Genomic DNA, 22,956 nt, shown 5'->3' with positions numbered 1-22,956 from the left:
CTGGACGGTTCCGCGATGGCTCCGCGACGGATCCGCGTCACTTCCGCGCCTGCCCGAAACCGGACAGGCGCCCTCCCTGTGCGACCCGATCAACCGGGTGCGTCCGTTCTCGCGCGGGCCGGCAATCCGTCCCCCCGGGGAACCCGCCGGCACCCGCCCAGCAGCCGCCCAGGACCGCTTCAGGGCCTGCTCAGGGCCGGAGGCGGGCCCTTTCCCCGCGGGGCAGGACCGTGGCGGGCCGAGCAGGGCACGACGTACGGAATCTCCTGGTTCCGGCACGTCCCCTCCGGCCCGTCGCGGCGTCGCGGGATGATCCGGACCCACCCCAGGTGCACGATCCGGGCACATGCCGGTACCGTTGACCCACGAGCAGATGAGACCGTGAGCCCGAGGGCACACGTCCATGACGTGTTGCCCCGGTTTATGTTGTGCGAGGGGGTCGACCCATGGGGCGCGGCCGTGCTAAGGCCAAGCAGACGAAGGTCGCCCGGGAGCTGAAGTACCGCACCCACGACACCGACCTCGAAGCGCTGCAGCGAGAGCTGTCGAGTCGTGAGGAAGCGAACGGCAACGTTCGTGGCGGGCAGGATGACCCCGACGAGCCTGACGAAGACGGGGCCGACGAGGACTATCGCATCGCACGTCGCCGCTGACCACGGCCGACCTCATCACGGGCAGCTCCTTCCGTAGCTGCCCGTGAGATGCGCTGAACCCTCGCCTGCGAGCACTTTCCCGGCGATCCACGCGTGGATGCCGCGGTTGGCAAGAACGCCGACCGCGGCATCGGCGTCGTCTGCGTTCACCAGGGCAACCATGCCCACACCCATGTTGAGCGTCCGCTCGAGTTCGGACTGCTCGACGTGGCCCCACTCCCCGACCAGGGTGCAGATCCGCGGCGGAGTCCACGTCGACCGGTCGATCTCGACCTCCACGCCTGCCGGGAGCACGCGGGCGACGTTCGCCGCCAGCCCGCCACCGGTGATGTGCGACATCGCGTGTACGTCGACCTCGCGGTTGAGCGCCAGGCAGTCCTTGGCGTAGACGCGGGTCGGCTCCAGCAGTTCCTCCCCGAGCGTGCGGCCCAGGTCGTCCACGTGGTCTGTCAGGTCCCGCCCGGACGCCGCGAGCACGTGCCGGACCAGGGAGTAGCCGTTGGAGTGCAGTCCGGACGAGGCCATCGCCACCACCACGTCGCCCGGGCGTACGCGGTCCGGACCGAGCAGTTCGTCGGCCTCCACCACCCCCGTGGTCGCCCCGGCCACGTCGTACTCCCCCGGCGACAGCAGCCCCGGGTGCTCGGCGGTCTCCCCGCCCACCAGAGCGCAGCCGGCGTGCACGCAGGCCTCGGCGATGCCCCTGACGATGGCCGCGATGCGTTCGGGTACGACCTTGCCGCAGGCGATGTAGTCGGTCAGGAACAGCGGCTCGGCACCGCAGACAACCAGGTCGTCGACCAGCATGCCCACCAGGTCGAAGCCGATCGTGTCGTGCTTGTCCAGTGCCTGGGCGATCGCGACCTTCGTACCGACCCCGTCGGTGGAGGTCGCCAGCAGTGGCCGTCGGTAGCCGCGCAGCGCCGAGGCGTCGAACAGGCCGGCGAAGCCGCCCACCCCGCCGACGACCTCCGGCCGCCGGGTCTTCTCCACCCAGGTGCGCATCAGGCTGACGGCCCGGTCACCGGCCTCGATGTCGACACCGGCCGCGGCGTAGGACGCCCCCGACGTCTGCCCGCTGTTGGGTTCCGCGGACTGGGTCACTGCTGGGTGTCCTTTCGTCGGGTGCGGCTCACGTACGGACGTGGGCGTAGGGCTCGCGTCAGTTGCCCGCGGCGGGGCCAACGACCTCGAGCTGGAACTTTCCGTGCCGGCTGGCGGCCTCCGGGATCGGCACCGGATAGCTGCCGTCGAAACAGGCCCGGCACAACCGGTCGGCGGGGACGCTGCTCGCCTCGGTCAGCGACTCCAGCGAGATGAAGCCGATGGAGTCCGCACCGATCGAGGCGCAGATCTCGTCCACGGTCTGCTCGGCCGCGATCAGCTCCTTGGGGGAGGCGAAGTCGATGCCGTAGAAGCAGGGCCACTTCACCGGAGGGCTGGCGATCCGGACGTGCACCTCGCTGGCGCCGGCCTCGCGGAGCATCCGGACAAGTGCCCGCTGGGTGTTGCCGCGCACGATGGAGTCGTCCACCATGACCAGGCGCTTGCCCTCGATCACCTCGCGCAGCGGGTTGTACTTGAGCCGGATACCGAGCTGGCGCAGGGTCTGGCTGGGCTGGATGAAGGTTCGTCCGACGTAGCTGTTCTTGACCAGGCCGTGGCCGTACGGGATGCCGCTCTCCTCGGCGTACCCGATGGCGCCCGGCGTCGCCGACTCCGGCACCGGGATCACCAGGTCGGCCTCGACGGGGAAGTCGCGGGCCAGCCGGCGGCCGACCTCGACCCGGGTCTCGTGCACCGAACGTCCGGAGATCCTGGTGTCGGGGCGGGAGAGGTAGACGAACTCGAACAGGCAGCCCTTGGGCTCCGCGGGCGCGAACCGCCGGGTGCGTACGCCGTCGCCGTCGAGCGCGACCAGCTCGCCCGGCTCCACCTCGCGGACGAACTCAGCGCCCACGATGTCCAGGGCGGCGTTCTCGCTGGCCACCACCCAGCCGGCGCCCAGCCGGCCGATCACCAACGGGCGGATGCCCTGCGGGTCGCGGGCGGCGTACAGCGTGTTCTCGTCCATGAACACCAGCGAGAAGGCGCCCCGCAGCTCCGCGCACACCGCCTGCGCCGCGTCCAGCAGCGGCCGGTCGGGGTAGGTGGCGAGCAGCCGGGTGATCAGGCCGGTGTCGTTGGTCGAGCCCCGGTCAGCGGGCGACTCGGCGAGATCGGCCTCGGCCGCCCGTTTCGCGGCGAGTTCGAGCAGGTCCGCGCTGTTGGTGAGGTTTCCGTTGTGGGCCAGGGCCAGCCCACCGGCACTCGTCGACCGGAACGTCGGCTGGGCGTTGGCCCACACGCTCGCCCCGGTCGTGGAGTAGCGGCAGTGGCCGACCGCGAGGTGGCCGACGAGCGACTCGAGGATCGCCTCGTCGAACACCTGGGAGACCAGGCCCATGTCCTTGTAGACGAGCACCTGCTGCCCGTTGCTGACCGCGATGCCCGCTGATTCCTGGCCGCGGTGCTGCAGGGCATAGAGCCCGAAATAGGTAAGCTTCGCGACCTCCTCCCCAGGCGCCCAGACTCCGAAGACGCCACAGGCGTCCTTCGGGCCTTTGTCGTCGGGATGAAGGTCGAATGAGAGCAGTCCGTCGCCGCCCGGCACGGTTCGAGTGTAACCAGGTGTCCCGGACAGCCCGCGCGGGGCGTGCACCCGGGGGGGTGCGCCCGGGGGTGCGCCCGGTGCTGCACGGGGGATGCGCCGGGGAGCGCGCCGCGTGCGGCCACGCTGCGCGCCGGTAGCTGGTCCGAACCCGATCGGCCGCGGACGCGGCTCTAACCTGGCCGGATGCCAGAGCGCCGAGATGTCGAGTCCGTCCCACCAGAGCCGCCCGTTCTGCCCGAGCCCGTCCGGTCGCCCGCGGAGCCGACTGAGCCCGCGCCCGGGCCGGTACGGCCGGAGACCGGAGCGGAGCTGCTGCGGCGGGTCGCCCTGGAGCAGTCCACCGGACGGATCCCTGCCCTCACCGCCGGGGTGATGCGCGACGGCGCGCTCGCCTGGAGCGGCGGCCGCGGCCGGGTCGACGGCACCCGCCCGGACGCGGACACGCAGTCGCGGATCGGGTCGATCAGCAAGACGTTCACCGCGGTGCTGGTGGCCCGGCTGCGGGACGAGGGCCGGCTGGACTTCGCCGACCCGCTTGACCGGCACGTGCCGGGTACGCCGTTCGGTGACCGTACGCTCGCGCAGCTGCTCGCGCACGTGTCCGGGCTGCAGGCGGAGACGAACGGCCCCTGGTGGGAGCGCACTCCGGGCGCGGAGTGGCCCGGGCTCGCCGAGACGCTGGACGCCGGGACGGCCAGGCACCGGGCCGGCCGCCGCTACCACTACTCCAACCTGGGCTTCGGCGTGCTCGGCGAGGTCGTTGCCCGGCACCGCGGCTGCTCGTGGTGGGAGGCGCTGCGGACCGAGGTGCTGGAGCCGCTGGAACTTCGCCGTACGACGTACGCACCGCAGCAGCCGCACGCGTCGGGGTTCGCCGTACATCCGTGGGCCGACGTCGTACTCCCCGAACCCGACCACGACGCGGGCGCGATGGCACCGGCCGGGCAGCTGTGGTCGACCGTCGCCGACCTGACCCGGTGGGCGGCGTTCGTGGCCGGGGACACCGGCGGCGTGCTCGACCCGGGCACGCTGGCGGAGATGCGCGAGCCGCACGCGGTGGAGCAGGCGCCGACCTGGACGTTCGGATACGGGCTCGGCTGGCAGGTGCTGCGGGTCGGTGAGCGCACCCTCGTCGGCCACGGCGGCTCGATGCCGGGTTTCCTCGCCGGGTTGTACGTCGACGTCGAGCAGAACCTCGGCGGCGTCTGCCTGGGCAACACGACCTCGGGGCTGCGGCCGCTCGGCCTGGTGTCGGACCTGATCGACGTGGTGGAGGCGCGTGAGCCCCGGCTCGTGCCGGAGTGGACTCCGGTGCCGCAGCTGCCCGAGGGGACGCTGGAGCTGGTGGGGCCGTGGTACTGGGGCCCCACGGCGTCGGCGCTGCGTGCCGGGCGGGACGGGATGCTCGACCTGCGCCCCCTCGGCGAGAGCGGCCGCGCGTCGCGGTTTCGGCCGAACGCCGACGGCACCTGGACCGGGCTGGACGGCTACTACGCCGGGGAGACGCTGCGGGTCGGCCGCGGCCCCCGCGGCGAGGTGACCCACCTGGACATAGCGACCTTCGTCTACACCCGCGAGCCGTACGACCCGAACGCCCCGATCCCAGGCGGCGTGCACCCGACCGGGTGGGCCGGGATCGGCGGGAACGGCACGGCCGGCGGTGACCGCAGGGGCACCGACGGCGGCCAGAACACCCCCTGAGATCGGGTCGGAGCTCGCACGTCAGCCACGTCGGGGCGCCATCTGGTGCTCCCTGGTCAGCGTGGTCCGGGCGCGCCGGCACATGGCGGTGAGCGCCGCCGCCTGCCGGTCGCCCTGATCGCGCTCACCGGGCTCTCCCGGCGCGGCCCCGTCGTCTGGCGCCGGCTCGGAGAAGGCGCTGATCGCCCGCATCAGGATCGTCCACTGCGGGTGCGGGACCACGCCTTCGAGTTCGGCCATTCCGTCAGCGTGACTTTCGGCGGTCACGTAGCGTGCGAGGATTGCGGTGCCGGCGAGCGCCAGAGCCTGCAGGCCGGCCTGGCCGAGGGCTACCGCGTCGATCTCGTCGAGCCCGCCCGACGACACGCGAGAGGCATTCGAAAGCATGTTCGAACGCTATCAGGTAGCCGGCCGAGTCGCCAGCGTCACCGGGAGGTCGTTCACATGACGATGATCCAAGATTCCGCCCGGACCCTGATCCCCGCCGCGGCCCGGGAGTTCGGCGCCCGCGTGCACGGCGTACCGCCCGACGGCTGGAACGCACCCACCCCCTGCACGGAATGGTCGGTTCGCGACCTGGTCAACCACCTGGTCGGCGAGCACCTCTGGGCACCGCACCTGCTTCGCGGCGAGACCATCGAGCAGGTCGGGGACCGCTACGACGGGGACGTGCTGGGCGAGGATCCGGTGGCCGCCTGGGACGCCGCCATCGCCGCCTCGCTGGCCGCGTGGAAGGAGGCGAGGGACGACGACACCGTCCACCTGTCGTTCGGTGACACCTCGGCACAGGAGTACGCCGAACAGATGCTGACCGACCTCGTGGTGCACGCCTGGGACCTGGCCCGGGGTGCAGGCCTGGACGACCGGCTGGACCCCCGCGCGGTCCGGCACGTCTGGGAGTACGCCTCGGTGCGGGTACCCCAGTGGGAGGGCAGCAGTATGCTCGCGCCGCCGGTCCGCACCGCCTCCGACGACATCCAGGACCAACTGATCGCCCTTGTCGGCCGTCGGCCCTGATCGGCGGCACGGATCAGCGGCCTGATCGGCGGCACAGACCGGTGGGCCCGGCCGGAGACCCCGACCGCGGCCCGACGAAGACCCGGCCACCACACCGGGACGACACCAGCAGCGGAGACAAGCAATGCGCGCGCTCGTGAAGGCCAAGGCCGAGCCCGGCCTGTGGCTCGAGGAGGTCCCCGAACCCGAGCCGGGCCCCGGTGAGGCGCTCGTACAGGTTCTCCAGACCGGCATCTGCGGCACCGACCTGCACATCCTCAACTGGGACGAGTGGGCCCGCACCCACGTGTCCGTCCCGCTGGTGGTCGGCCACGAGTTCGTCGGCCGGGTGGTGGAGGTCGGCGCCGGGGTGGACCGGGTGGCGGTCGGTGACCTGGTGAGCGGCGAAGGTCACCTGGTGTGCGGGCGCTGCCGCAACTGCATGGCCGGCCGCCGGCACCTGTGCGCACACACCCAGGGAGTGGGGATCAACCGGGCGGGCGCGTTCGCCGACCACCTCACCCTGCCGGCCGGCAACCTGTGGAAGCACCCGGCCGACATCAACCTCGACGTGGCAACGATCTTCGATCCGTTCGGCAACGCCGTGCACACCGCGCTGGCGTTCCCCGTGGTCAACGAGGACGTCCTGATCACCGGCGCCGGCCCGATCGGCCTGATGGCCGCGGCCGTCGTCCGGCACGCCGGTGCGCGCCACGTGGTGATCACCGACGTCAACCCGTACCGCCTCGAACTCGCCCGCAAGGTGGGCGTCACCGCGGCCGTCGACGTCTCCCGTACCACCCTTCCGCAGGTCCAGGCGGACCTCGGCATGAAGGAGGGCTTCGACGTCGGGCTGGAGATGTCCGGGCACCCGAGCGCGCTGCCGGCCATGGTCGACTCGATGTCGCACGGCGGCCGGATCGCGGTTCTCGGGCTGGCGTCCGGGCCGATCAGCATCGACTGGAGCCGGGTCGTACTCTCCATGCTGACCATCCAGGGCATCTACGGCCGGCAGATGTACGAGACGTGGTACGCGATGTCGGTGCTGGTCGAGGAGGGCCTGGACATCTCGCCGGTGGTCACCCACCGGTTCCCGGTCACCGAGTACGAACAGGCCTTCGCGACCCTGCGCGACGGCAACTGCGGCAAGGTGATCCTCGACTGGAGACAGGACCCACCGGCGGGGAGCCGACCCCGGAAGGACGGACTTGGCTGATGGCCGACACGATGCGCGACCACCTGCGGACCCAGCTCGCGGAGATCCGGGCGGCCGGGCTCGCCAAGGACGAGCGCCCGCTCACCACGCCACAGAACGCCAACGTCGGCGTCGCCGACGGCCAGCGGGTCCTCAACCTGTGCGCCAACAACTACCTCGGGTTGGCCGACCACCCCGACCTCATCGCCGCGGCGAAGGCCGGGCTGGACGAGTGGGGCTTCGGGATGGCCTCGGTGCGGTTCATCTGCGGCACCCAGGAGCTGCACAAGCGGCTGGAGAACCGGATCTCGGCGTTCCTCGGCACCGACGACACGATCCTCTACAGCTCCTGCTTCGATGCCAACGCCGGGCTGTTCGAGACGCTGCTCGGCCCGGAGGACGCGATCATCTCCGACGCGCTCAACCACGCGAGCATCATCGACGGCGTACGACTGTGCAAGGCGCGCCGCTTCCGCTACCGCAACCGCGACATGGCCGACCTCGAGGCGCAGCTGAAGGACGCCTCGGACGCGCGGTTCAGGATGATCGCCACCGACGGTGTCTTCTCCATGGACGGCTACCTCGCCCCGCTGCGCGAGATCTGCGACCTCGCCGACGCCTACGGCGCGCTGGTGATGGTCGACGACTCCCACGCGGTGGGCTTCGTCGGCGAGCACGGACGGGGTACGCCGGAGCTGCACGGCGTGGCCGACCGGGTGGACATCCTCACCGGCACGCTGGGCAAGGCGCTCGGCGGGGCCAGCGGCGGCTACACCAGCGCCCGGGCCGAGATCGTCGAGCTGCTGCGGCAGCGGTCCCGGCCGTACCTCTTCTCCAACTCCCTCGCGCCGGCGATCGCGGCTGCCTCGATCGCGGCGTTCGACCTGCTGGACTCCTCCGACGAGCTGCGGCAGCGGCTGCGCGACAACACGGCGTTCTTCCGGCAGCGGCTGGAGGACGAGGGCTTCGACGTCCTCCCGGGGGAGCACCCGATCATCCCGGTGATGTTCGGGGACGCCGTCCTCGCGGGCCGGATGGCGGCGGCGCTGCTCGACCTCGGCGTGTACGTGACGGCGTTCTCGTACCCCGTCGTGCCACACGGGACGGCCCGGATCCGTACGCAGGTCTCGGCCGCCCACACCCGTGAGGACCTCGAGCACGCGGCGGCCGCGTTCGCCCAGGCCCGGGACAAGGTCAGCTAGGTCAGCTAGGCCGACCAGGTCGCGTCGGCCGGGGCTCGGCCTCGGCCAGGAAGCCGAGCCGGCGCCACAGCAGGCCCGGATTCTTCCGCGGAAGAATCCGACGACCCGGCAGACGTACGCCCCTAGTCGGCGTTCATCACCATGCCGGCGCCGACGGTGACGTTGGTGGCCTCGTCGACCAGGACGAAGCCGCCGGTCTGCCGGTTGCGTGCGTAGTCGTCGACGAACAACGGCTGGGCCACCCGTAGGTCGACCCTTCCGATCTCGTTCAGCGCGAGCTGCTCGGCACTCTCGTCGCGGTGCAGGGTGTTGACGTCGAGCCGGTAGTGCAGCTTCTTCACGATCGCCCGCGCGGTGCGGGTGGTGTGCTTGACGTAGATCCGCTGCCCGGGCCGGAGCGGCGCGTCGGTCATCCAGCTCACCATGGCGCTGAGGTTCTGCGCGACCGTGGGCTTGTTGTGCGGGCGGCAGATGAGGTCGCCGCGGGAGACGTCGAGGTCGTCCTCGAGCAACACCGTCACCGACATGGGTGAGAACGCCTCGTCGACCGGGCCGTCGGCGGTGTCGATGCGTTTGATCCGCGACGTCATCCCGGACGGGAGCACCATCACCTCGTCACCGGGCTTGAACACCCCGCCGACCACCTGCCCGGCGTACCCGCGGTAGTCGTGGTAGTCGTCGGAGTGCGGGCGGATGACGTACTGCACCGGCAGCCGGGGGTCCTGGAGGTTGCGGTCGCTGGCGACGTGGACGTTCTCCAGGTGGTGCAGCAGCGACGGGCCGTCGTACCACGGCATGTTGGCCGACCGCTCTACGACGTTGTCGCCGGCGAGCGCGGAGATCGGGATCACCTGCAGGTCGGGGATCGTCAGCTTGGTGGCGAAGCCCAGGAACTCCTGCTTGATCCGCTCGTACACCTCCTGGTCGTAGTCGACCAGGTCCATCTTGTTGACGCAGACGACCAGGTGCGGCACCCGCAGCAGCGAGACCAGGAACGCGTGCCGGCGGGTCTGCTCGACCAGGCCGTTGCGCGCGTCGACCAGCACCAGCGCGAGGTCGGCGTTGGAGGCGCCGGTCACCATGTTGCGGGTGTACTGGATGTGGCCAGGGGTGTCGGCGATGATGAACTTGCGGTTGGGAGTGGCGAAGTAGCGGTACGCCACGTCGATGGTGATGCCCTGCTCGCGCTCGGCCCGCAGCCCGTCGGTGAGCAGCGCGAGGTTGGTGTACTCGAAGCCCCGGTCGCGGCTGGTGCGTTCGACGGACTCCAGCTGGTCCTCGAAGATCGCCTTGGAGTCGTAGAGCAGGCGCCCGATCAGGGTGCTCTTGCCGTCGTCGACGCTGCCCGCCGTGGCGAAGCGCAGGAGATCCACTAGAAATAACCTTCCCGCTTGCGGTCTTCCATCGAGGCCTCGCTCACCCGGTCGTCGGCGCGGGTCGCGCCGCGCTCGGTGATCCGGCTGGTGGCCACCTCGGTGATGATGTCGGCCACGGTGGCCGCGGTCGACTCCACCGCTCCGGTGCAGGAGATGTCGCCGACCGTGCGGTAACGGACCGTCGCCTCGTGCAGCTCCTCGCCCTCCCGCCGGGGCAGGACCGCCGACTCCGCGAGCAGCATGCCGTCGCGTTCGAACACCTTGCGCCGGTGCGCGAAGTAGATGGACGGGATCTCCACGCTGTCGTCGGAGATGTACTGCCAGATGTCGAGCTCGGTCCAGTTGGACAGCGGGAACGCCCGGATCGACTCTCCGGGGTGGATCCGGCCGTTGTAGATGTTCCAGAGCTCGGGGCGTTGGTTCTTGGGGTCCCACTGGCCGAACTCGTCGCGGAAGGAGAAGACGCGTTCCTTCGCGCGGGCCTTCTCCTCGTCGCGGCGCGCCCCGCCCATGAGCGCGTCGAAGTTGTGCTTCTCGACCGTCTCCAGCAGGACCTGGGTCTGCAGCGGGTTGCGGCTCTGCCCGGGACGCTCGGTCAGCCGCCCCTCGTCGATGGCCTCCTGCACCGAGCCGACCACCAGGCGTACGCCGAGGTCGGCCACCAGCCGGTCGCGGAAGTCGATCACCTCGGGGAAGTTGTGCCCGGTGTCGACGTGCAAAAGGGCGAACGGAATGCGGGCCGGCCAGAACGCCTTCTGGGCGAGGCGCAGCATCACGCAGGAGTCCTTGCCGCCGGAGAACAGCAGCGCCGGCCGCTCGAACTCCGCCGCCACCTCACGAATGATGTGGATGGATTCGGACTCGAGGGCCTGCAGGTGGGACAAGCGGTAGTCGAGGGGCATAACACCACCAGGTGGTCTTCGAGGTGAGTCCTCCGGCGGACCACCCATGGGCAGCAACTTCGAAAATCTCGGCAACGTGGACGGACGGAGCGATGGTACCTGCACCCTGACGGGAACCCACTCGCATCACCGGATCCTGGACATCACGCGGCCGACGGACACGACCGTAACGGAAGGGGAGCACGCATGGCCTCGGGAGGGATGCGATGACGCTGTTCATCGTGGGAGCGGGCGGCTTCGGCCGGGAGACCTACGACGCAGTACTCGCCGCCCGCGACAGTGCGTCGGCGTCTGGTCGGCCGGGCAACGGCAGCGCCGGGAACGGTGCCCTCGGCAACGGCGCCGGCGGCGCCCCCGGCGCTCCCGGTAGCGGCCGCACGGTGACCGAGCCGGTGGTGTTCTGCGACCACGCGCTCGCCGGCGAGAAGACCCGCGGCCTGCCGGTCGTCCACCCCGACGAGGTCGACGACGACTTCGTGGTGGCGATCTCCGACCCCGGTGTCCGGGCCCGGCTGTCCGCGGAGTTCGAGGGGCGCGGGCTGACCCCTCGCACGGTCGTGCACCCCCGCGCGGTGATCGGCCCGGAGACGGTCCTCGGGGCCGGGAGCGTCGTGCTCGCCATGGCCTACGTGTCGTCCTCGTGCGTGCTCGGCCGGCACGTACAGATCAGCTACACCAGCACGGTCGGCCACGACTGCCGGCTGGCCGACGTGACCACGGTGCTGCCCGGCGCCAACGTCGCCGGCTCGGTCCACCTCGCCACCGGCGCCACCGTGGGCTCGAACGCGTTCGTGCGGCAGGGACTGACCGTGGGCGCGGGCGCCTTCGTCGGCGCCGGGGCGGTGGTGACCAGGGACGTGGCCGCGCGGACCGTGGTGGTCGGCGTTCCGGCCCGGCCGCAGCCGCGCTGAGCAGCCCCGACGGCACGGAGCCGGCGGCGCCGGCCGTCCCTTCCGCCCGGTCCGTCCCGTCCTCCCGTCCGCCCCGCCCGCGAACCGTCAGCCGGTACGCAGCAGCCGCCGGGCCGTCGCGTCCAGTACGAGTTCGTCGGTCAGCGCCTCGCCGCGCTCCTCGTCCAGGTCGGACATCAGCGCTCGGGAGTCGACCACCACGCCCTCGCGGGTGAAGACGATCTTCACGGTCCGCAGGACGATCTTCAGGTCCAGCCACAGCGACCCCCGCTCGACGTACTCCACGTCCAGGCTCAGCCGGGCGCTCCAGCCGACGGTGTTGCGGCCGGCGATCTGTGCCAGCCCGGTGATACCGGGGCGGACGTCGAACCGGCGGCGTTCGTGCGGGGTGTACCAGAGGTCGTACTTCCTCAGCAGGGGTCGCGGGCCGACGATGCTCATGTCGCCGCGCAGGACGTTGATCAGCTGCGGGATCTCGTCCAGGCTCAGCGCGCGCAGCAACCGGCCCAGCCGGGTGAGCCTCTGGTGGTCGGGGAGCAGGTCGCCCAAGCGGTCGCGACGGTCCGTCATCGTACGGAACTTCAGGACGGCGAACGGCCGGCCGTTCATCCCGGTGCGCTGCTGACTGAAGAGCACGGGGGCCCCCAGCCGCCATCGGACCGCCACCCAGATGAGGAGGACCAGCGGCGAGAGGACACCCAACCCGGCGAGGGCGAACCCGATGTCGAACGCCCGCTTGACCCCTCGCGCCACCTGGATTCTCACAGCACCCCCATCGGCGACAAGCCACCCGCGCCTGTTCCGGTGACCGCCGTACGGCAGACGTCCGTCGAGGTTCCCTGAGGGATCAACGGACAGGATGGCCGAAACGAACAGATGCCGGGTGGTGCGGACAGAACGATCTTTCGGGCAGTTGTCCGGGCCGTCCGCGAGAACAGCCGATGCGACTCGCCGATGCGAAGATCTGTGGGCGTTCTCACGTCGCAGGAGATACCCGCAGGCGTGACCGTCGATGCCCAGAAAGGATCTCCTCATACTGTCCGCGACAAACCTGTTGGGTGCGACAAACAGGGCGACAACAGGTCCGGCGGCGCTCGCGGTTCTGACCCCGTAGATCGTCTGCACGCTTGGAATCCGCCGTCGACGCTTGGCTGCACCGTCGTTCGAAGATCGACCTGTGAAAAATTCGTCCACGCCGCCTGGCAGGGTGGTTCGTCAGGACATTTCGCTTTCCTCCCGCACTGCGCTTCCGCATGCCGGGACATGAATTTGAAAGCTCTCACCGAAATCACGCACAATGCAGCACGGCCACGGGGGCCGAAAACGAACACAAACGAACACGGCCTCCGACATGCCCCGGCACCGACAGCATCGGCAACCCGGTCATGTGTGCCAGGAATCCGAGAAGTTTCGCAGGACTTTTCTCCTCGAACGGGTGGCCCGTGTGAACGACGCACACCCGAACGAAGGAGTCCTCAGTGCGGCTTTCCGCATCCGCGCGTAGCCACGCCACCGAGCAGCCACGCCTCCGCTCGCGCCGTGCCTCACTCACCCGGAGCGCCGCCACTCTGGTCGGCGCGGCCGCGCTCACGCTCGGGGTCGCCGCACCGTCGTACGCCACCACGTCCGCCGAGGCATCCCGGGCGGCCGGCGCGGCCGGGCCGAGGACCGAGGGCGACCTGGCCGGCATCCCGGGCCTCCGGATGTCCCCGCAGTCGTTCGGTGGCCCCGACTACCTCGCCCGCTACCGGCCGGGCGCCGCGGCTGCCGCCGCGCAGCGCCAGGCCGCTCAGCCCGCCAGGCCACCAGCACCCGACGGGGTCGTCGCCGGCACCCGTGAGGTGACCGACCTCAAACAGGCAGTCATCGCCCTGCGGCTCGCCAACCAGCAGCACGCCGCGGCGGTGCGCGAGGTCGCACGGGCCGCGACCGCGAAGAAGGCGGCCGAACGCAGGGTCGCCGAACTCCGCAGGGCCGAGGCCGCGAAGAAGCTCACGCGAGCCACATCCGCGAAGGACGCCGCCGCGAAGAAGGCAGAAGCCACGAAGAAGACCGCGGCGAAGCCGGCCGAGACCCGGTGGGAGCCGCGCGGGCTGACCAGAGGGGCGCCCGGTATCGACGTGGCGAGCCACCAGGGCAACGTGGACTGGCCCTACTACCGGGACCAGGGCTTCCGGTTCGCCTACGTCAAGGCCACCGAGGGCACGACCTACAAGAACCCGTTCTTCGACCAGCAGTTCAACGGTTCGGCGAAGGTCGGCATGCTGCACGGCACCTACCACTTCGGCCGGCCCGACCAGTCCAGCGGCGCCGAGCAGGCACGGTTCTTCGTCGCCAACGGCGGGGACTGGAAGCCCGACGGCAAGACCCTGCCCGGCGAGCTCGACATCGAGTTCGGCGAGGCGGTCGGGGTGTCCACCTGCTACGACCTGTCGGCGAACCAGATCGTCGAGTTCGTCCGCGACTTCAGCGACGAGTACAGGCGGCTCACCGGCCGGCTCCCGGTCATCTACACCAACGGCTCGTGGTGGCGGCAGTGCGTCGGCAACAGCACGGCGTTCGGCCGCAACCCGCTGTGGATCGCGAGCTACAACCCCGAGCCCGGCCCGATGCCTGGTGGCTGGCAGAAGGGCCACACCTTCTGGCAGTACACCGAGGTCCCGATCGACAAGAACTACTTCAACGGATCAATGGAAGACCTGCGGACCTTCGCCAACCAGCGCTGGCCGCGCTGACCGTGCCGACCGCCTGACCGTGCCGACCGCCCTGAACGTCGAGGGCGTCAGCTCCGGTCGGCGGTCTCGCCGGGTTCACCCGCCGGCGCGACACCGATCACCCGGCGGGGCACCCCGGCCCAGCGGCTCGCGTCGGTGACCGCGCGCCCGTCGACCAGGGCGCGTACGCCGGGCAGGTCGGCCGGCCCGATCGCGCGGTAGTCCGGGTGGTCGGCCTGGAGGATCGCCGCGTCGACGGGCGTACCGAGGCGGTAGGCGGTGAACCCGAGCGCGGTCAGCTCGTCGTCGTCGTACAGCGGGTCGTGTACGACCGCCCGGGCGCCCTTGCGGCGCAGGGCGGCGACCGTCGCGAACACCCCGGAGAACGCGGTCTCCTTCACTCCGCCCCGGTAGGCGGCGCCGAGCACCACCACCCGTGCGTCGGACAGGTCGCCGTACGTCTGCGCCAGCACCTCGACGGCGTACGCAGGCATCGCGGCGTTGGCGTCGCGGGCGGCCCGCACCACGGTCGCGGCCGGGTCGTTCCAGAGGTACAGCCGCGGGTAGACCGGGATGCAGTGCCCGCCCACGGCGATGCCCGGGCGGTGGATGTGGCTGTAGGGCTGGGAGTTGGCAGCGTCGATCACGGCGAGCGCGTCGATGCCGTTGGCCTCGGCGAACCGCGCGAACTGGTTCGCCAAGCCGATGTTGACATCGCGGTAGGTCGTCTCGGCGAGCTTCGCCAGCTCGGCCGCTTCGGCAGAACCCAGATCCCACACGCCGTTGGGCCGCGGTAGGTCGGTCCGGGGGTCGAAGTCGAGCACCGCTTCGTAGAACGCCCGTGCCCGCGCGGCACCGGCCGGGTCGAGCCCGCCGATCAGTTTCGGATATTTCCGCAGGTCGGCGAATACGCGACCGGTGAGCACGCGTTCGGGTGAGAAGACCACCCAGAAGTCGGTGCCCTCGGTGAGCGCCGATCCCTGTTCCAGTGCGGGTTTCCAGCGGGTTCGGCAGGTGCCCACCGGCAGGGTGGTCTCGTAGATCACGGTCGTGCCGGCGCGCAGGTGCGCGGCGATCGCCGTGGTGGCGGAGTCCATCCAGCCGAAGTCGGGCACGCCGTCGTCGTCGACGAACAGCGGCACCACCACGACGATGTACTCCGCCTGCGGAACCGCGCGGGAGTAGTCGGACGTGGCCGTCAGCGCTCCGTCGGCCACCGCCTGCTTCAGGCGTACGTCCAACTCTGCCTCGCCCGGGAAGGGCTCGATACCGGCGTTCACCGACTCCACGACCCGCGGGTTGATGTCCACGCCGGTGACGCTGTGGCCCTTACCGGCGAACTGGACGGCCAGTGGCAAGCCGATCTTGCCCAGGCCGACAACGGTGATCTTCACGGTGCAACACGTCTTCCTGGGAAGGGATCCGAGGACTTCGGCGGGTCGCTGGCTAGGGTAACCTGCCGCGAAGTCCGGTACGGAGTGTGACGCGCCGCTAACGTTCCGGGCAGGTCGCCGGCGTCTCCTCGAGGTGCCGGCTCACCTCGAGGAGCCGCAGTGACCATGCATCCAGAGCAACCAGAGCAAGCCGAGCAAGCCGGGCGTCCAGTGCGCCCGCTGACGGTGCTGAGCGTCGTGGGCGCCCGGCCGCAGTTCGTCAAGCTGGCCCCGGTCGCCGCCGCGTTCGCCGCGACCGGACACCGGCACGTGATCGTGCACACCGGTCAGCACTACGACACCCGGATGTCGGAGGTGTTCTTCACCGACCTCGCGATACCCGCGCCGGACGTCCATCTCGGCGTGGGCTCGGGCACGCACGGCGCGCAGACCGGCGCGATGCTGACCGCTCTGGACCCGGTGCTGGCGCAGCGGCGTCCGGACTGGGTGCTGGTGTACGGCGACACCAACTCCACCCTGGCCGGCACACTGTCCGCGGTGAAGCAGCACCTGCGGGTCGCGCACCTCGAGGCGGGGCTGCGGTCGTTCAACCGGCGGATGCCCGAGGAACACAACCGCGTCCTCACCGACCACGCCGCCGACCTGCTGCTCGCGCCGACCGACGCGGCCATGGCCCACCTGTCCGACGAGGGCCTGGCCGCCCGCTCGGTCCTGGTGGGCGACGTGATGACCGACGTGTGCTTCGGCGTACGCGACGCCGTGGCCGGCACGCCCCTGCCCGCCGAACTCCACGAGGCCGTCGGCGGCGAGCCCGACGGCTACCTGGTCGCGACCGTGCACCGCGCCGACAACACCGACGACCCGGCCCGGCTCGCCGCGGTGGTCGACGCGCTCGCCGGGTTGGACGTCCCGGTCGCCCTGCTCGCCCATCCCCGCCTGCTCGCACGGTGCGCGGAGTTCGGCATCGACCTGGCCCGGCCGGCCCTGCGCGTCCTTCCGCCGCTCGCCTACCCCGACATGGTGCGCGCTGTCCTCGGCTCCCGCGGCGTGGTCACCGACTCCGGTGGCCTGCAGAAGGAGGCGTTCCTGCTCGGCGTTCCCTGCACGACGCTGCGTACGGAGACCGAGTGGACCGAGACCCTGGCCGGCGGCTGGAACGTCCTCGACCCGCACCTCGCCCAGCTCAAGGAGCTGGCCGCCCGGCCGGCCCCGACGGCCGAACGCGGCACCCCCTACGGCGACGGGCACGCCGCGCGCCGGACAGTCGAGGCGCTGGAGGCGGGCTGACCGTCCGTTCTCCGGAGCACATTCCTCCCAGTCCGTCCGGTGGCCCCATCCCTGGTCCGGTACGCGCCGTCCACCGCCGATCACCCGTTATGGTGTGGCCTTACGACGTCACCGGGCGGTACCGCAAGGGGTGGGACTGATGGCGACCATGACCACCTCGGCCCGCGCGGAGCGGGGCTGGCAGCGCCCGGAGGCCGAACGCCTGCTCACCGGTGCGACCGTCGTCACCTTCGTCCGCACCGTGGCGTCCGTGGGCGTCGCGTTGTACGCCGCGTACGACCGGTCGCTGACCCTCCTGCTCGTCGCGCTGGCGGTCTACTGGGTGGGCGACATGGCCGACGGCGCCCTGGCCCGGCTCACCGACACCGAGACCCGGATCGGCGCGGTGTTCGACATCGTGAGCGACCGGCTGTGCGCGGGCGCGTTCTACGTCGGGCTGGTCTGGCTGGAGCCGGCGATGGCGCTGCCGGTAGGGATCTTCCTGCTCGAGTTCGCGGTCGTGGACACGTTCGTGTCGCTGGCGTTCCTGGCCTGGCCGCTGCGCAGCCCCAACTACTTCCACCTGGTCGACCGGCCGATCTGGCTGGCGAACTGGTCCAAGCCGGGCAAGGCCGCCAACTCCTCGGCGGTGGCGCTGCTCATGGTGTTCACCCATTCGGTACTCCTGTGCACCGCGGTGGCGCTCGGCCTGCTCGCGGTCAAGGTCTGGTCGCTGGTCCGGCTCAACCGGCTCGGACTGCCGCTTCCGCAGACGGCCGGCCGGCCGAACCCGGCGGCCCACGCCCAGGCGGCGCCGACAGAGCAGGCAGAGCAACCGGGCCAGGCGGCCTGATGGGACTGCTCACCGCGACGTTCTGCTACTGCATCGCGTCCGCGCTGATCCCGCTGCTCAACGCCGAGGCGTACGTCGGCGCGGTGGCCGCCACCTTCACCGGCCACTCCATCTGGCTGGTCGCAGCCGCGGCGGCCGGCGGGCAGATGGTGGGCAAGGTGGCGTTCTTCCTGATCGGCCGCAACTCGATGGAGTGGCGGTGGGTACGCAAGAAGACCGAGTCGCCGAAGTGGCGGGACGCGTTCCTCACCTGGCAGCGCCGGATCGGTGACCGGCCGTGGCTGGCCGCGGTGGTGCTGCTCGTCTCGGCGGCGCTGGGATTCCCGCCGTTCGCCGTGGTCTCGGTGCTGGCCGGCCAGCTCCGGGTGTCGATCACGTTGTTCGTGGTGGTCGGCTTCGTCGGCCGGCTGCTGCGGTTCGCCTCGTTGCTGGGGATCATCAACGCCCTGCTCTGAACCGATGCGCCCCGCGACCCTCGACCGGGCGAGTCAGAGGCTGCCGAGGGTGATGCACTGGTGTGGCCGGGCCGCGTGCGCCCAGGCCTCCAGTCGCATCAGGAACTCCCGGGCGGTCTGCGGCCAGTGGTAGCCGGTAAGCGCCGCCGCGTGCCCGCGCTTTGCCATCGAGGCCCGCAGCTCCGTGTCGTCGCGCAGCCGCAGGATCCCGGTCACGGTGGCCTCGGCATCGTCGAAGGGCACCACGAGCCCGCACTTGTTCACCTGGATCAGGGACACCGCCGCCGGCAGGGGGGTGGAGACCACGGGGACGCCGCGAGCCATGTACTCCAGCACCTTGGTGGGCATCGAGTGGCGGTAGTTGGGCAGGTCGCGCAGCAGGGACAGGCCGCACATGGCGCCGTCGACCAGCGCCAGCGCCCTGTCGTTGGGGACGTAGCCGTGCCAGCGCAGGAAGCCGTCCTGCTGGGCGCGGACCAGCGCCCGGCGGGAGTAGGAGTCGGCGTGCCCCACCACGTCGATCTCCAGCCCGCTGCCGGCCAGCCGCCGTGCGGTCTCGAGCATCACGTCGACGCCGCGGGCGACCGACAGATGCCCGACGTAGACCACCCGGTCCCGGCCGGACGGTTCCACCGAGTCGGGCACGTAGGTGGTGTTGGGCACGACCGGGTGGATCCGCCTGAACCGACTGCGGTAGCCCGGCTCGGCGAGGATCAGCCGGAGGTTGCGTTCGGCCCACCCCTCGACCATCCGCACGCCCGCCCGGGCCAGCGGCCGCACGGCACCGGGAAGCCAGCTCTTGGCCACCAGAGCCGCACCGGTGTCCTCGTGCACGTCCCACACCACCGCGCCGGGAAGGTCGAGGCCGGGCAGGACGAGGAGCAGCTCAGGGTCGTGCAGCAACACCACGTCGGCGTCCGCCCCGTGGGTTCGCAGGACGCGCCGGGCCTCGCGGAGCGCGTCGGAGCGGTGCCGGCCCAGCGCCCGAGGCAGGTCGACCGCCGTCAGCTCCGGCCAGGCCGTGGTGGCGTACGCCGAGAAGGGCGCGGCGTAGGTCACCGAGTGTCCGGCGTCCAGCATGGCCCGGATCTGCCGGTGAAGGATGCGCGCGTCCTGCGGATGGTGCACGACGGTGCACACGAGTACGCGCAGGCCGGGCATCAGAGGACCTCGGCCGTCCCGTCGCGGACCCGCCCACGGGTGTCGAACAGCAGCCGCGCGCGGGAGAGGGTCTGCGGGTCGTAGACGGCGTGGTCCTGCAGCAGGAGGGCCAGGTCGGCGGTGTCCAGGGCCTCGTCCAGGTCGTCCACCCGCGGTACCGGCTCCCCGTCGACCTCCCACTCGGTGACGTAGGGGTCGTGGAAGACCAGGTTGGTGCCCATCCGGCGCAGCCGGCGGGCCACCGGTCGCGACGGCGACTCACGCTGGTCGGCGATGTTCGGCTTGTAGGTGACCCCGAGGATCAGCACCGTGGACCCGCGTACCGACTTGCCGGCGTCGTTGACGAGGTCCTGGACCCGCTGGGCGACGTAGGACGGCATCCGCTGGTTGATCTCCTGGGCCAGCTCCACGAACCGGAACGGGTAACCGAGCCGTTTGACCTTGTACGACAGGTAGTTGGGGTCGATCGGGATGCAGTGCCCGCCCACACCGGGGCCGGGGTGGAAGGCCTGGAACCCGAACGGCTTGGTGGCCGCCGCCTCGATCGCGTCCCGCAGGTCGATGCCGAGTTCGTGGCAGAAGATCGCCATCTCGTTGACCAGAGCGATGTTCACGTGCCGGTAGGTGTTCTCCAGCAGCTTGGCCATCTCGGCCTCGCGGGTGCCCTTCGCCCGCACCACCCGGTCACAGATCCGGCCGTAGAAGTCCACCGCCCGCTCGGTGCATTGCGCTGTGTGCCCGCCGACCACCTTCGGGGTGTTGCGCAGGCCGTAGGTGGGGTTGCCGGGGTCGATGCGTTCGGGCGAGAACGCCAACGCGAACTGCACCCCGGCGGTCAGCCCGGACTTCTCCAGGATCGGGCGTACCACCTCGTCGGTGGTACCGGGATAGGTCGTCGACTCGAGCACGACCAGCATGCCCGGCCGCAGATGGTCCGCCACGGTGGCTGCGGCCGACCGCACCGCCATCAGGTCGGGGCCGCCGTCGTCGTCGAGCGGCGTCGGCACGCAGATCACCACCGTGCCCACCGAACTCAACGCCTCGTCGGCGTCTGTGGTCACGGTCAGCCCGGCGGCCAGCATGGCGGTCACGTCGGCATCGGAGAGATCGTCGATGTGGGAACGCCCGGCTGCCAGGCCCGCGACCACGCGCGGAGAGACATCGAGTCCGACGACTCGAAGTCCCGCCCGGCAGGCCTCACGGACCAAGGGAAGACCGACGTATCCAAGACCGACGACAGCGAGGTCACGCACGCTCCGCACCCTAGGTTGGGAGTCCCCCGCCGGAGCCGCGAAATGACGCCGAGCCGGGGAGAGTTAGGGGAAAGTTACCGTTTTGGTAACCGTTCAAACCCGATCAGTGAGATCCGTCCATTTCGTGGCCCGGCGGCGTTCATCCGGTCTTCGCCCCGCCGAAACCGGGCCCGGACGCCGAAATCCGGTGCCGGGACGGGGCGCGGTGGGCCGAAACCGGCTCGGGCTGGCCAGGGTGGTTGACCTCTCTTGACCGATGATCTTCGGGCCGCCCAGTCTGTCCGGCGAAGAATCGGCAGTGACGGCCTGACTCACCGGCCGACACCCACGAGGAAGGCCGGCGCCGCGATGACCCACCACCCCACGACAGGACCCGACTACGCCGGCCCGCCCTCCGGGGTCGGCCACCCCGGCCGGCCCGACCTCCCGGAGCACGCCGGCCCGCCCTCCCGGAGGGCTTTCCTGCAGCGCGCCGTCCTCGCCGGAGCGGCGGTCGGCGGCCTGCCCGCGCTGCTGGCCGCCTGCGAGGGTGAGGGAGCCGGCGGAGGCGGCGGCGGAGACGGAGCCGGCGGCGGAGGTGCCGGCGGCGGGGCGGGCGGGGGCGGCACCAGCACCCGGGCCCGCACGGTCGTGTTCGACTACCACGGCGGCCGGGTGCAGAGCCCGGACCTGTGGAACCCGTTCGTACCCGGGTTCACCAACAACGCCGGCTTCCACCAGGCGATGGCCGAGCCGCTGTTCATCCTCGACTACGAGACGGGAAAGACCGAGCCCTGGCTCGGGCTCACGTTCACCCCGAACGACGCCAGCACCGTCTGGACGCTGAAGCTCCGGGACGGCATCAAGTGGTCCGACGGGGAGGACTACGACGCCGACGACGTGGTGTTCACCATCGACCTCCTGCGGAAGGGCAGCGCGGAACTCAACAACGCGGCCGCGATCCAGGAGTGGGTGAAGACGGTCGAGAAGGTCGACCCGCTGACGGTGCGTTTCACGTTGAACAAGCCGAACCCGAGGTTCCAGCTGGACTACTTCTCGGTCAAGATCCACAGCAGCCTGGTGATCGTGCCCGAGCACGTGTGGCGGGGCAAGGACCCCACGACGTTCAAGAACTACGACAAGAAGTCCTCGCCGGTGTTCACCGGCCCGTACCGCCTCACCTCGGCGAGTCCGACGCGGTTCACCTACGAGCGCCGCAGCGACTGGTGGGGCGCGAAGGCGGGCTTCCTGCCGCTGCCCAAGCCGGAGCACCTGCAGTGGGTGGTGAACGAGACCGAGGACATCCGGGTTGCCCGGGCCGCCGACCACCAACTCGACTCCGTGGCCGACCTCACCGCCGGTGCGTTCGAGAGCCTGAAGGCGCGCAACCCGAAGGTGATCTCCTGGCTGCCGGACAAGCCGTACGCCTGGCCGGACCCGTGCACCCGGCTGCTGTCGGTCAACAACGCGGTCGAGCCATGGAACGACCCGCAGATGCGCTGGGCGCTCAACCACGCCCTCGACCGGGACGAGATCGTGAAGATCGCCTACGAGGGCACGACCACGCCGGCGAGGTTCTTCTTCCCCAACTACCCGCCCATGCAGCGGTGGGTGCAGAAGATCGAGGACGCCGGGCTGTTCGAGGAGTTCCCGATCGGCAAACACGACCCGGAGCAGACGAACCGCATCCTGACCGCGAAGGGCTACACGCGCAAGGGCGACGGCTACTACCAGAAGAACGGCAGGGACCTCCGGCTGCAGATCGACGCGCCGACCGACTTCATCGAGATCTGGCGGTACGCCGAGGTGATCGGGGAGCAACTGCAGCGGGCCGGCATCAACGCGACCGTCCGCAAGCTCGCCATCGGCACGTGGGGCGACAACCTCGGCAACGGGAAGTTCGAGGCCGCCAGCGACTGGAGCGCCTGCGGCTCGGTCACCGAACCCTGGTTCTCGATGCAGCTGTTCTCGGCGAAGGCGGTCGTCCCGGTCGGCAAGGCCGCGTCCTCCAACGCGGTCCGCTGGAAGAACGCCGACTACACGAAGTCCGTCGACCAGATGGCGAACCTCCCGCTGGACGACCCGGCCCTGGACAAGCCGTTCCTCGCCGCCGCCCGGCTGTGGCTGCGCGACCTGCCGTTCCTGCCGATCGCGCACGCCCGCAAGCTGTACGCGTTCGACACGACGTACTGGACCGGCTGGGCGACCAAGAAGAACGACTACCTCCAGCCCACGCTGGACTGGGCGAACGCGCACCAGATCATCCATCACCTGCGCCCGGTGAGCGCGTGA

At 70.8% G+C, this 22,956-nt stretch carries 20 protein-coding genes; 11 read left to right on the top strand and 9 right to left on the bottom strand.

What is annotated here, in order from left to right; translation table 11 throughout:
- Positions 1-446 precede the first annotated feature (446 nt).
- Positions 447-653, top strand: coding sequence for a DUF3073 domain-containing protein (locus tag BLU27_RS06880; RefSeq protein WP_092651680.1), 207 nt, complete (start codon positions 447-449; stop codon positions 651-653).
- A 15-nt stretch (positions 654-668) separates the two neighbouring features.
- Here the strand turns inward: BLU27_RS06880 and purM are convergent, their stop codons facing one another.
- On the bottom strand, positions 669-1,757 hold the full coding sequence (gene purM, locus BLU27_RS06875) for a phosphoribosylformylglycinamidine cyclo-ligase (RefSeq protein WP_092651677.1): 1,089 nt from the start codon (positions 1,755-1,757) through the stop codon (positions 669-671).
- Between the two features lie 58 nt (positions 1,758-1,815).
- The gene (gene purF, locus BLU27_RS06870; RefSeq protein WP_092651675.1) at positions 1,816-3,306 is read right to left on the bottom strand and encodes an amidophosphoribosyltransferase; all 1,491 of its coding nucleotides are present in this window, start codon (positions 3,304-3,306) and stop codon (positions 1,816-1,818) included.
- Between the two features lie 183 nt (positions 3,307-3,489).
- On the opposite strand from purF, the gene BLU27_RS06865 reads away from it, so the two are divergent.
- Positions 3,490-5,007: a serine hydrolase domain-containing protein gene (locus BLU27_RS06865; RefSeq protein WP_092651672.1), complete on the top strand. Its 1,518-nt coding sequence runs from the start codon at positions 3,490-3,492 to the stop codon at positions 5,005-5,007.
- Positions 5,008-5,028: 21 nt separating this feature from the next.
- Here BLU27_RS06865 and BLU27_RS06860 read toward each other — a convergent pair whose 3' ends face one another.
- A complete protein-coding gene (locus tag BLU27_RS06860) occupies positions 5,029-5,394 on the bottom strand; it encodes a hypothetical protein (RefSeq protein ID WP_157728278.1) in 366 nt (121 codons plus the stop codon).
- 57 nt (positions 5,395-5,451) lie between these two features.
- Between BLU27_RS06860 and BLU27_RS06855 the strand changes: the two genes are divergently transcribed.
- The 3 genes from BLU27_RS06855 to BLU27_RS06845 all read left to right on the top strand — a co-directional run bounded on the left by BLU27_RS06855 (position 5,452) and on the right by BLU27_RS06845 (position 8,400).
- A complete protein-coding gene (locus tag BLU27_RS06855) occupies positions 5,452-6,024 on the top strand; it encodes a TIGR03086 family metal-binding protein (RefSeq protein WP_092651668.1) in 573 nt (190 codons plus the stop codon).
- Positions 6,025-6,148: 124 nt separating this feature from the next.
- Positions 6,149-7,219 carry an L-threonine 3-dehydrogenase gene (gene tdh / locus BLU27_RS06850; protein ID WP_092651666.1) on the top strand — a complete coding sequence of 357 codons (1,071 nt, stop codon included), beginning with the start codon at positions 6,149-6,151 and terminating at the stop codon, positions 7,217-7,219.
- A gap of 11 nt (positions 7,220-7,230) precedes the next feature.
- Positions 7,231-8,400, top strand: a complete 1,170-nt coding sequence (locus BLU27_RS06845) for a glycine C-acetyltransferase (protein ID WP_197681882.1) — start codon at positions 7,231-7,233, stop codon at positions 8,398-8,400.
- A gap of 122 nt (positions 8,401-8,522) precedes the next feature.
- On the opposite strand, the gene cysN is transcribed toward BLU27_RS06845, so the two are convergent.
- The gene (gene cysN, locus BLU27_RS06840; protein ID WP_092651662.1) at positions 8,523-9,773 is read right to left on the bottom strand and encodes a sulfate adenylyltransferase subunit CysN; all 1,251 of its coding nucleotides are present in this window, start codon (positions 9,771-9,773) and stop codon (positions 8,523-8,525) included.
- Positions 9,773-10,678 carry a sulfate adenylyltransferase subunit CysD gene (cysD, locus tag BLU27_RS06835; protein ID WP_092651660.1) on the bottom strand — a complete coding sequence of 302 codons (906 nt, stop codon included), beginning with the start codon at positions 10,676-10,678 and terminating at the stop codon, positions 9,773-9,775. Before cysD ends, cysN begins: the two co-directional genes overlap by 1 nt.
- Positions 10,679-10,884: 206 nt before the next feature.
- Here cysD and BLU27_RS06830 point away from each other — a divergent pair, with 206 nt between their 5' ends.
- Positions 10,885-11,589: an LbetaH domain-containing protein gene (locus BLU27_RS06830; RefSeq protein WP_092651658.1), complete on the top strand. Its 705-nt coding sequence runs from the start codon at positions 10,885-10,887 to the stop codon at positions 11,587-11,589.
- Positions 11,590-11,676: 87 nt separating this feature from the next.
- On the opposite strand, the gene BLU27_RS06825 is transcribed toward BLU27_RS06830, so the two are convergent.
- Positions 11,677-12,354, bottom strand: coding sequence for a sugar transferase (locus BLU27_RS06825; protein WP_092651656.1), 678 nt, complete (start codon positions 12,352-12,354; stop codon positions 11,677-11,679).
- 713 nt (positions 12,355-13,067) lie between these two features.
- On the opposite strand from BLU27_RS06825, the gene BLU27_RS29800 reads away from it, so the two are divergent.
- Positions 13,068-14,324: a lysozyme gene (locus BLU27_RS29800; RefSeq protein ID WP_197681713.1), complete on the top strand. Its 1,257-nt coding sequence runs from the start codon at positions 13,068-13,070 to the stop codon at positions 14,322-14,324.
- A gap of 47 nt (positions 14,325-14,371) precedes the next feature.
- Here the strand turns inward: BLU27_RS29800 and BLU27_RS06810 are convergent, their stop codons facing one another.
- On the bottom strand, positions 14,372-15,697 hold the full coding sequence (locus tag BLU27_RS06810; protein WP_092651654.1) for a nucleotide sugar dehydrogenase: 1,326 nt from the start codon (positions 15,695-15,697) through the stop codon (positions 14,372-14,374).
- Positions 15,698-15,916: 219 nt separating this feature from the next.
- Here BLU27_RS06810 and wecB point away from each other — a divergent pair, with 219 nt between their 5' ends.
- The 3 genes from wecB to BLU27_RS06795 all read left to right on the top strand — a co-directional run bounded on the left by wecB (position 15,917) and on the right by BLU27_RS06795 (position 18,271).
- Positions 15,917-16,984: a non-hydrolyzing UDP-N-acetylglucosamine 2-epimerase gene (wecB, locus tag BLU27_RS06805; protein ID WP_092657283.1), complete on the top strand. Its 1,068-nt coding sequence runs from the start codon at positions 15,917-15,919 to the stop codon at positions 16,982-16,984.
- Between the two features lie 139 nt (positions 16,985-17,123).
- Entirely contained in the window at positions 17,124-17,816 is a 693-nt protein-coding gene (locus tag BLU27_RS06800; protein ID WP_197681712.1) for a CDP-alcohol phosphatidyltransferase family protein, read from the top strand.
- Positions 17,816-18,271 (top strand): VTT domain-containing protein, encoded by a 456-nt coding sequence (locus tag BLU27_RS06795; protein WP_092651652.1) that lies wholly within the window; start codon positions 17,816-17,818, stop codon positions 18,269-18,271. Before BLU27_RS06800 ends, BLU27_RS06795 begins: the two co-directional genes overlap by 1 nt.
- A 33-nt stretch (positions 18,272-18,304) precedes the next feature.
- On the opposite strand, the gene BLU27_RS06790 is transcribed toward BLU27_RS06795, so the two are convergent.
- Complete coding sequence (locus BLU27_RS06790; protein WP_092651650.1) at positions 18,305-19,432, bottom strand: glycosyltransferase family 4 protein; 1,128 nt, start codon at positions 19,430-19,432, stop codon at positions 18,305-18,307.
- Entirely contained in the window at positions 19,432-20,685 is a 1,254-nt protein-coding gene (locus BLU27_RS06785) for a nucleotide sugar dehydrogenase (RefSeq protein WP_197681711.1), read from the bottom strand. The genes BLU27_RS06790 and BLU27_RS06785 overlap by 1 nt, the downstream gene beginning before the upstream one ends.
- A gap of 348 nt (positions 20,686-21,033) precedes the next feature.
- Here BLU27_RS06785 and BLU27_RS06775 point away from each other — a divergent pair, with 348 nt between their 5' ends.
- Positions 21,034-22,956, top strand: a complete 1,923-nt coding sequence (locus BLU27_RS06775) for an ABC transporter substrate-binding protein (RefSeq protein WP_157728276.1) — start codon at positions 21,034-21,036, stop codon at positions 22,954-22,956.

Origin of the sequence: Actinopolymorpha singaporensis, assembly GCF_900104745.1 — a bacterium.
Classification (GTDB): Bacteria; Actinomycetota; Actinomycetes; order Propionibacteriales; family Actinopolymorphaceae; genus Actinopolymorpha; species Actinopolymorpha singaporensis.
This window is presented reverse-complemented; position numbering and strand designations above follow the sequence as displayed.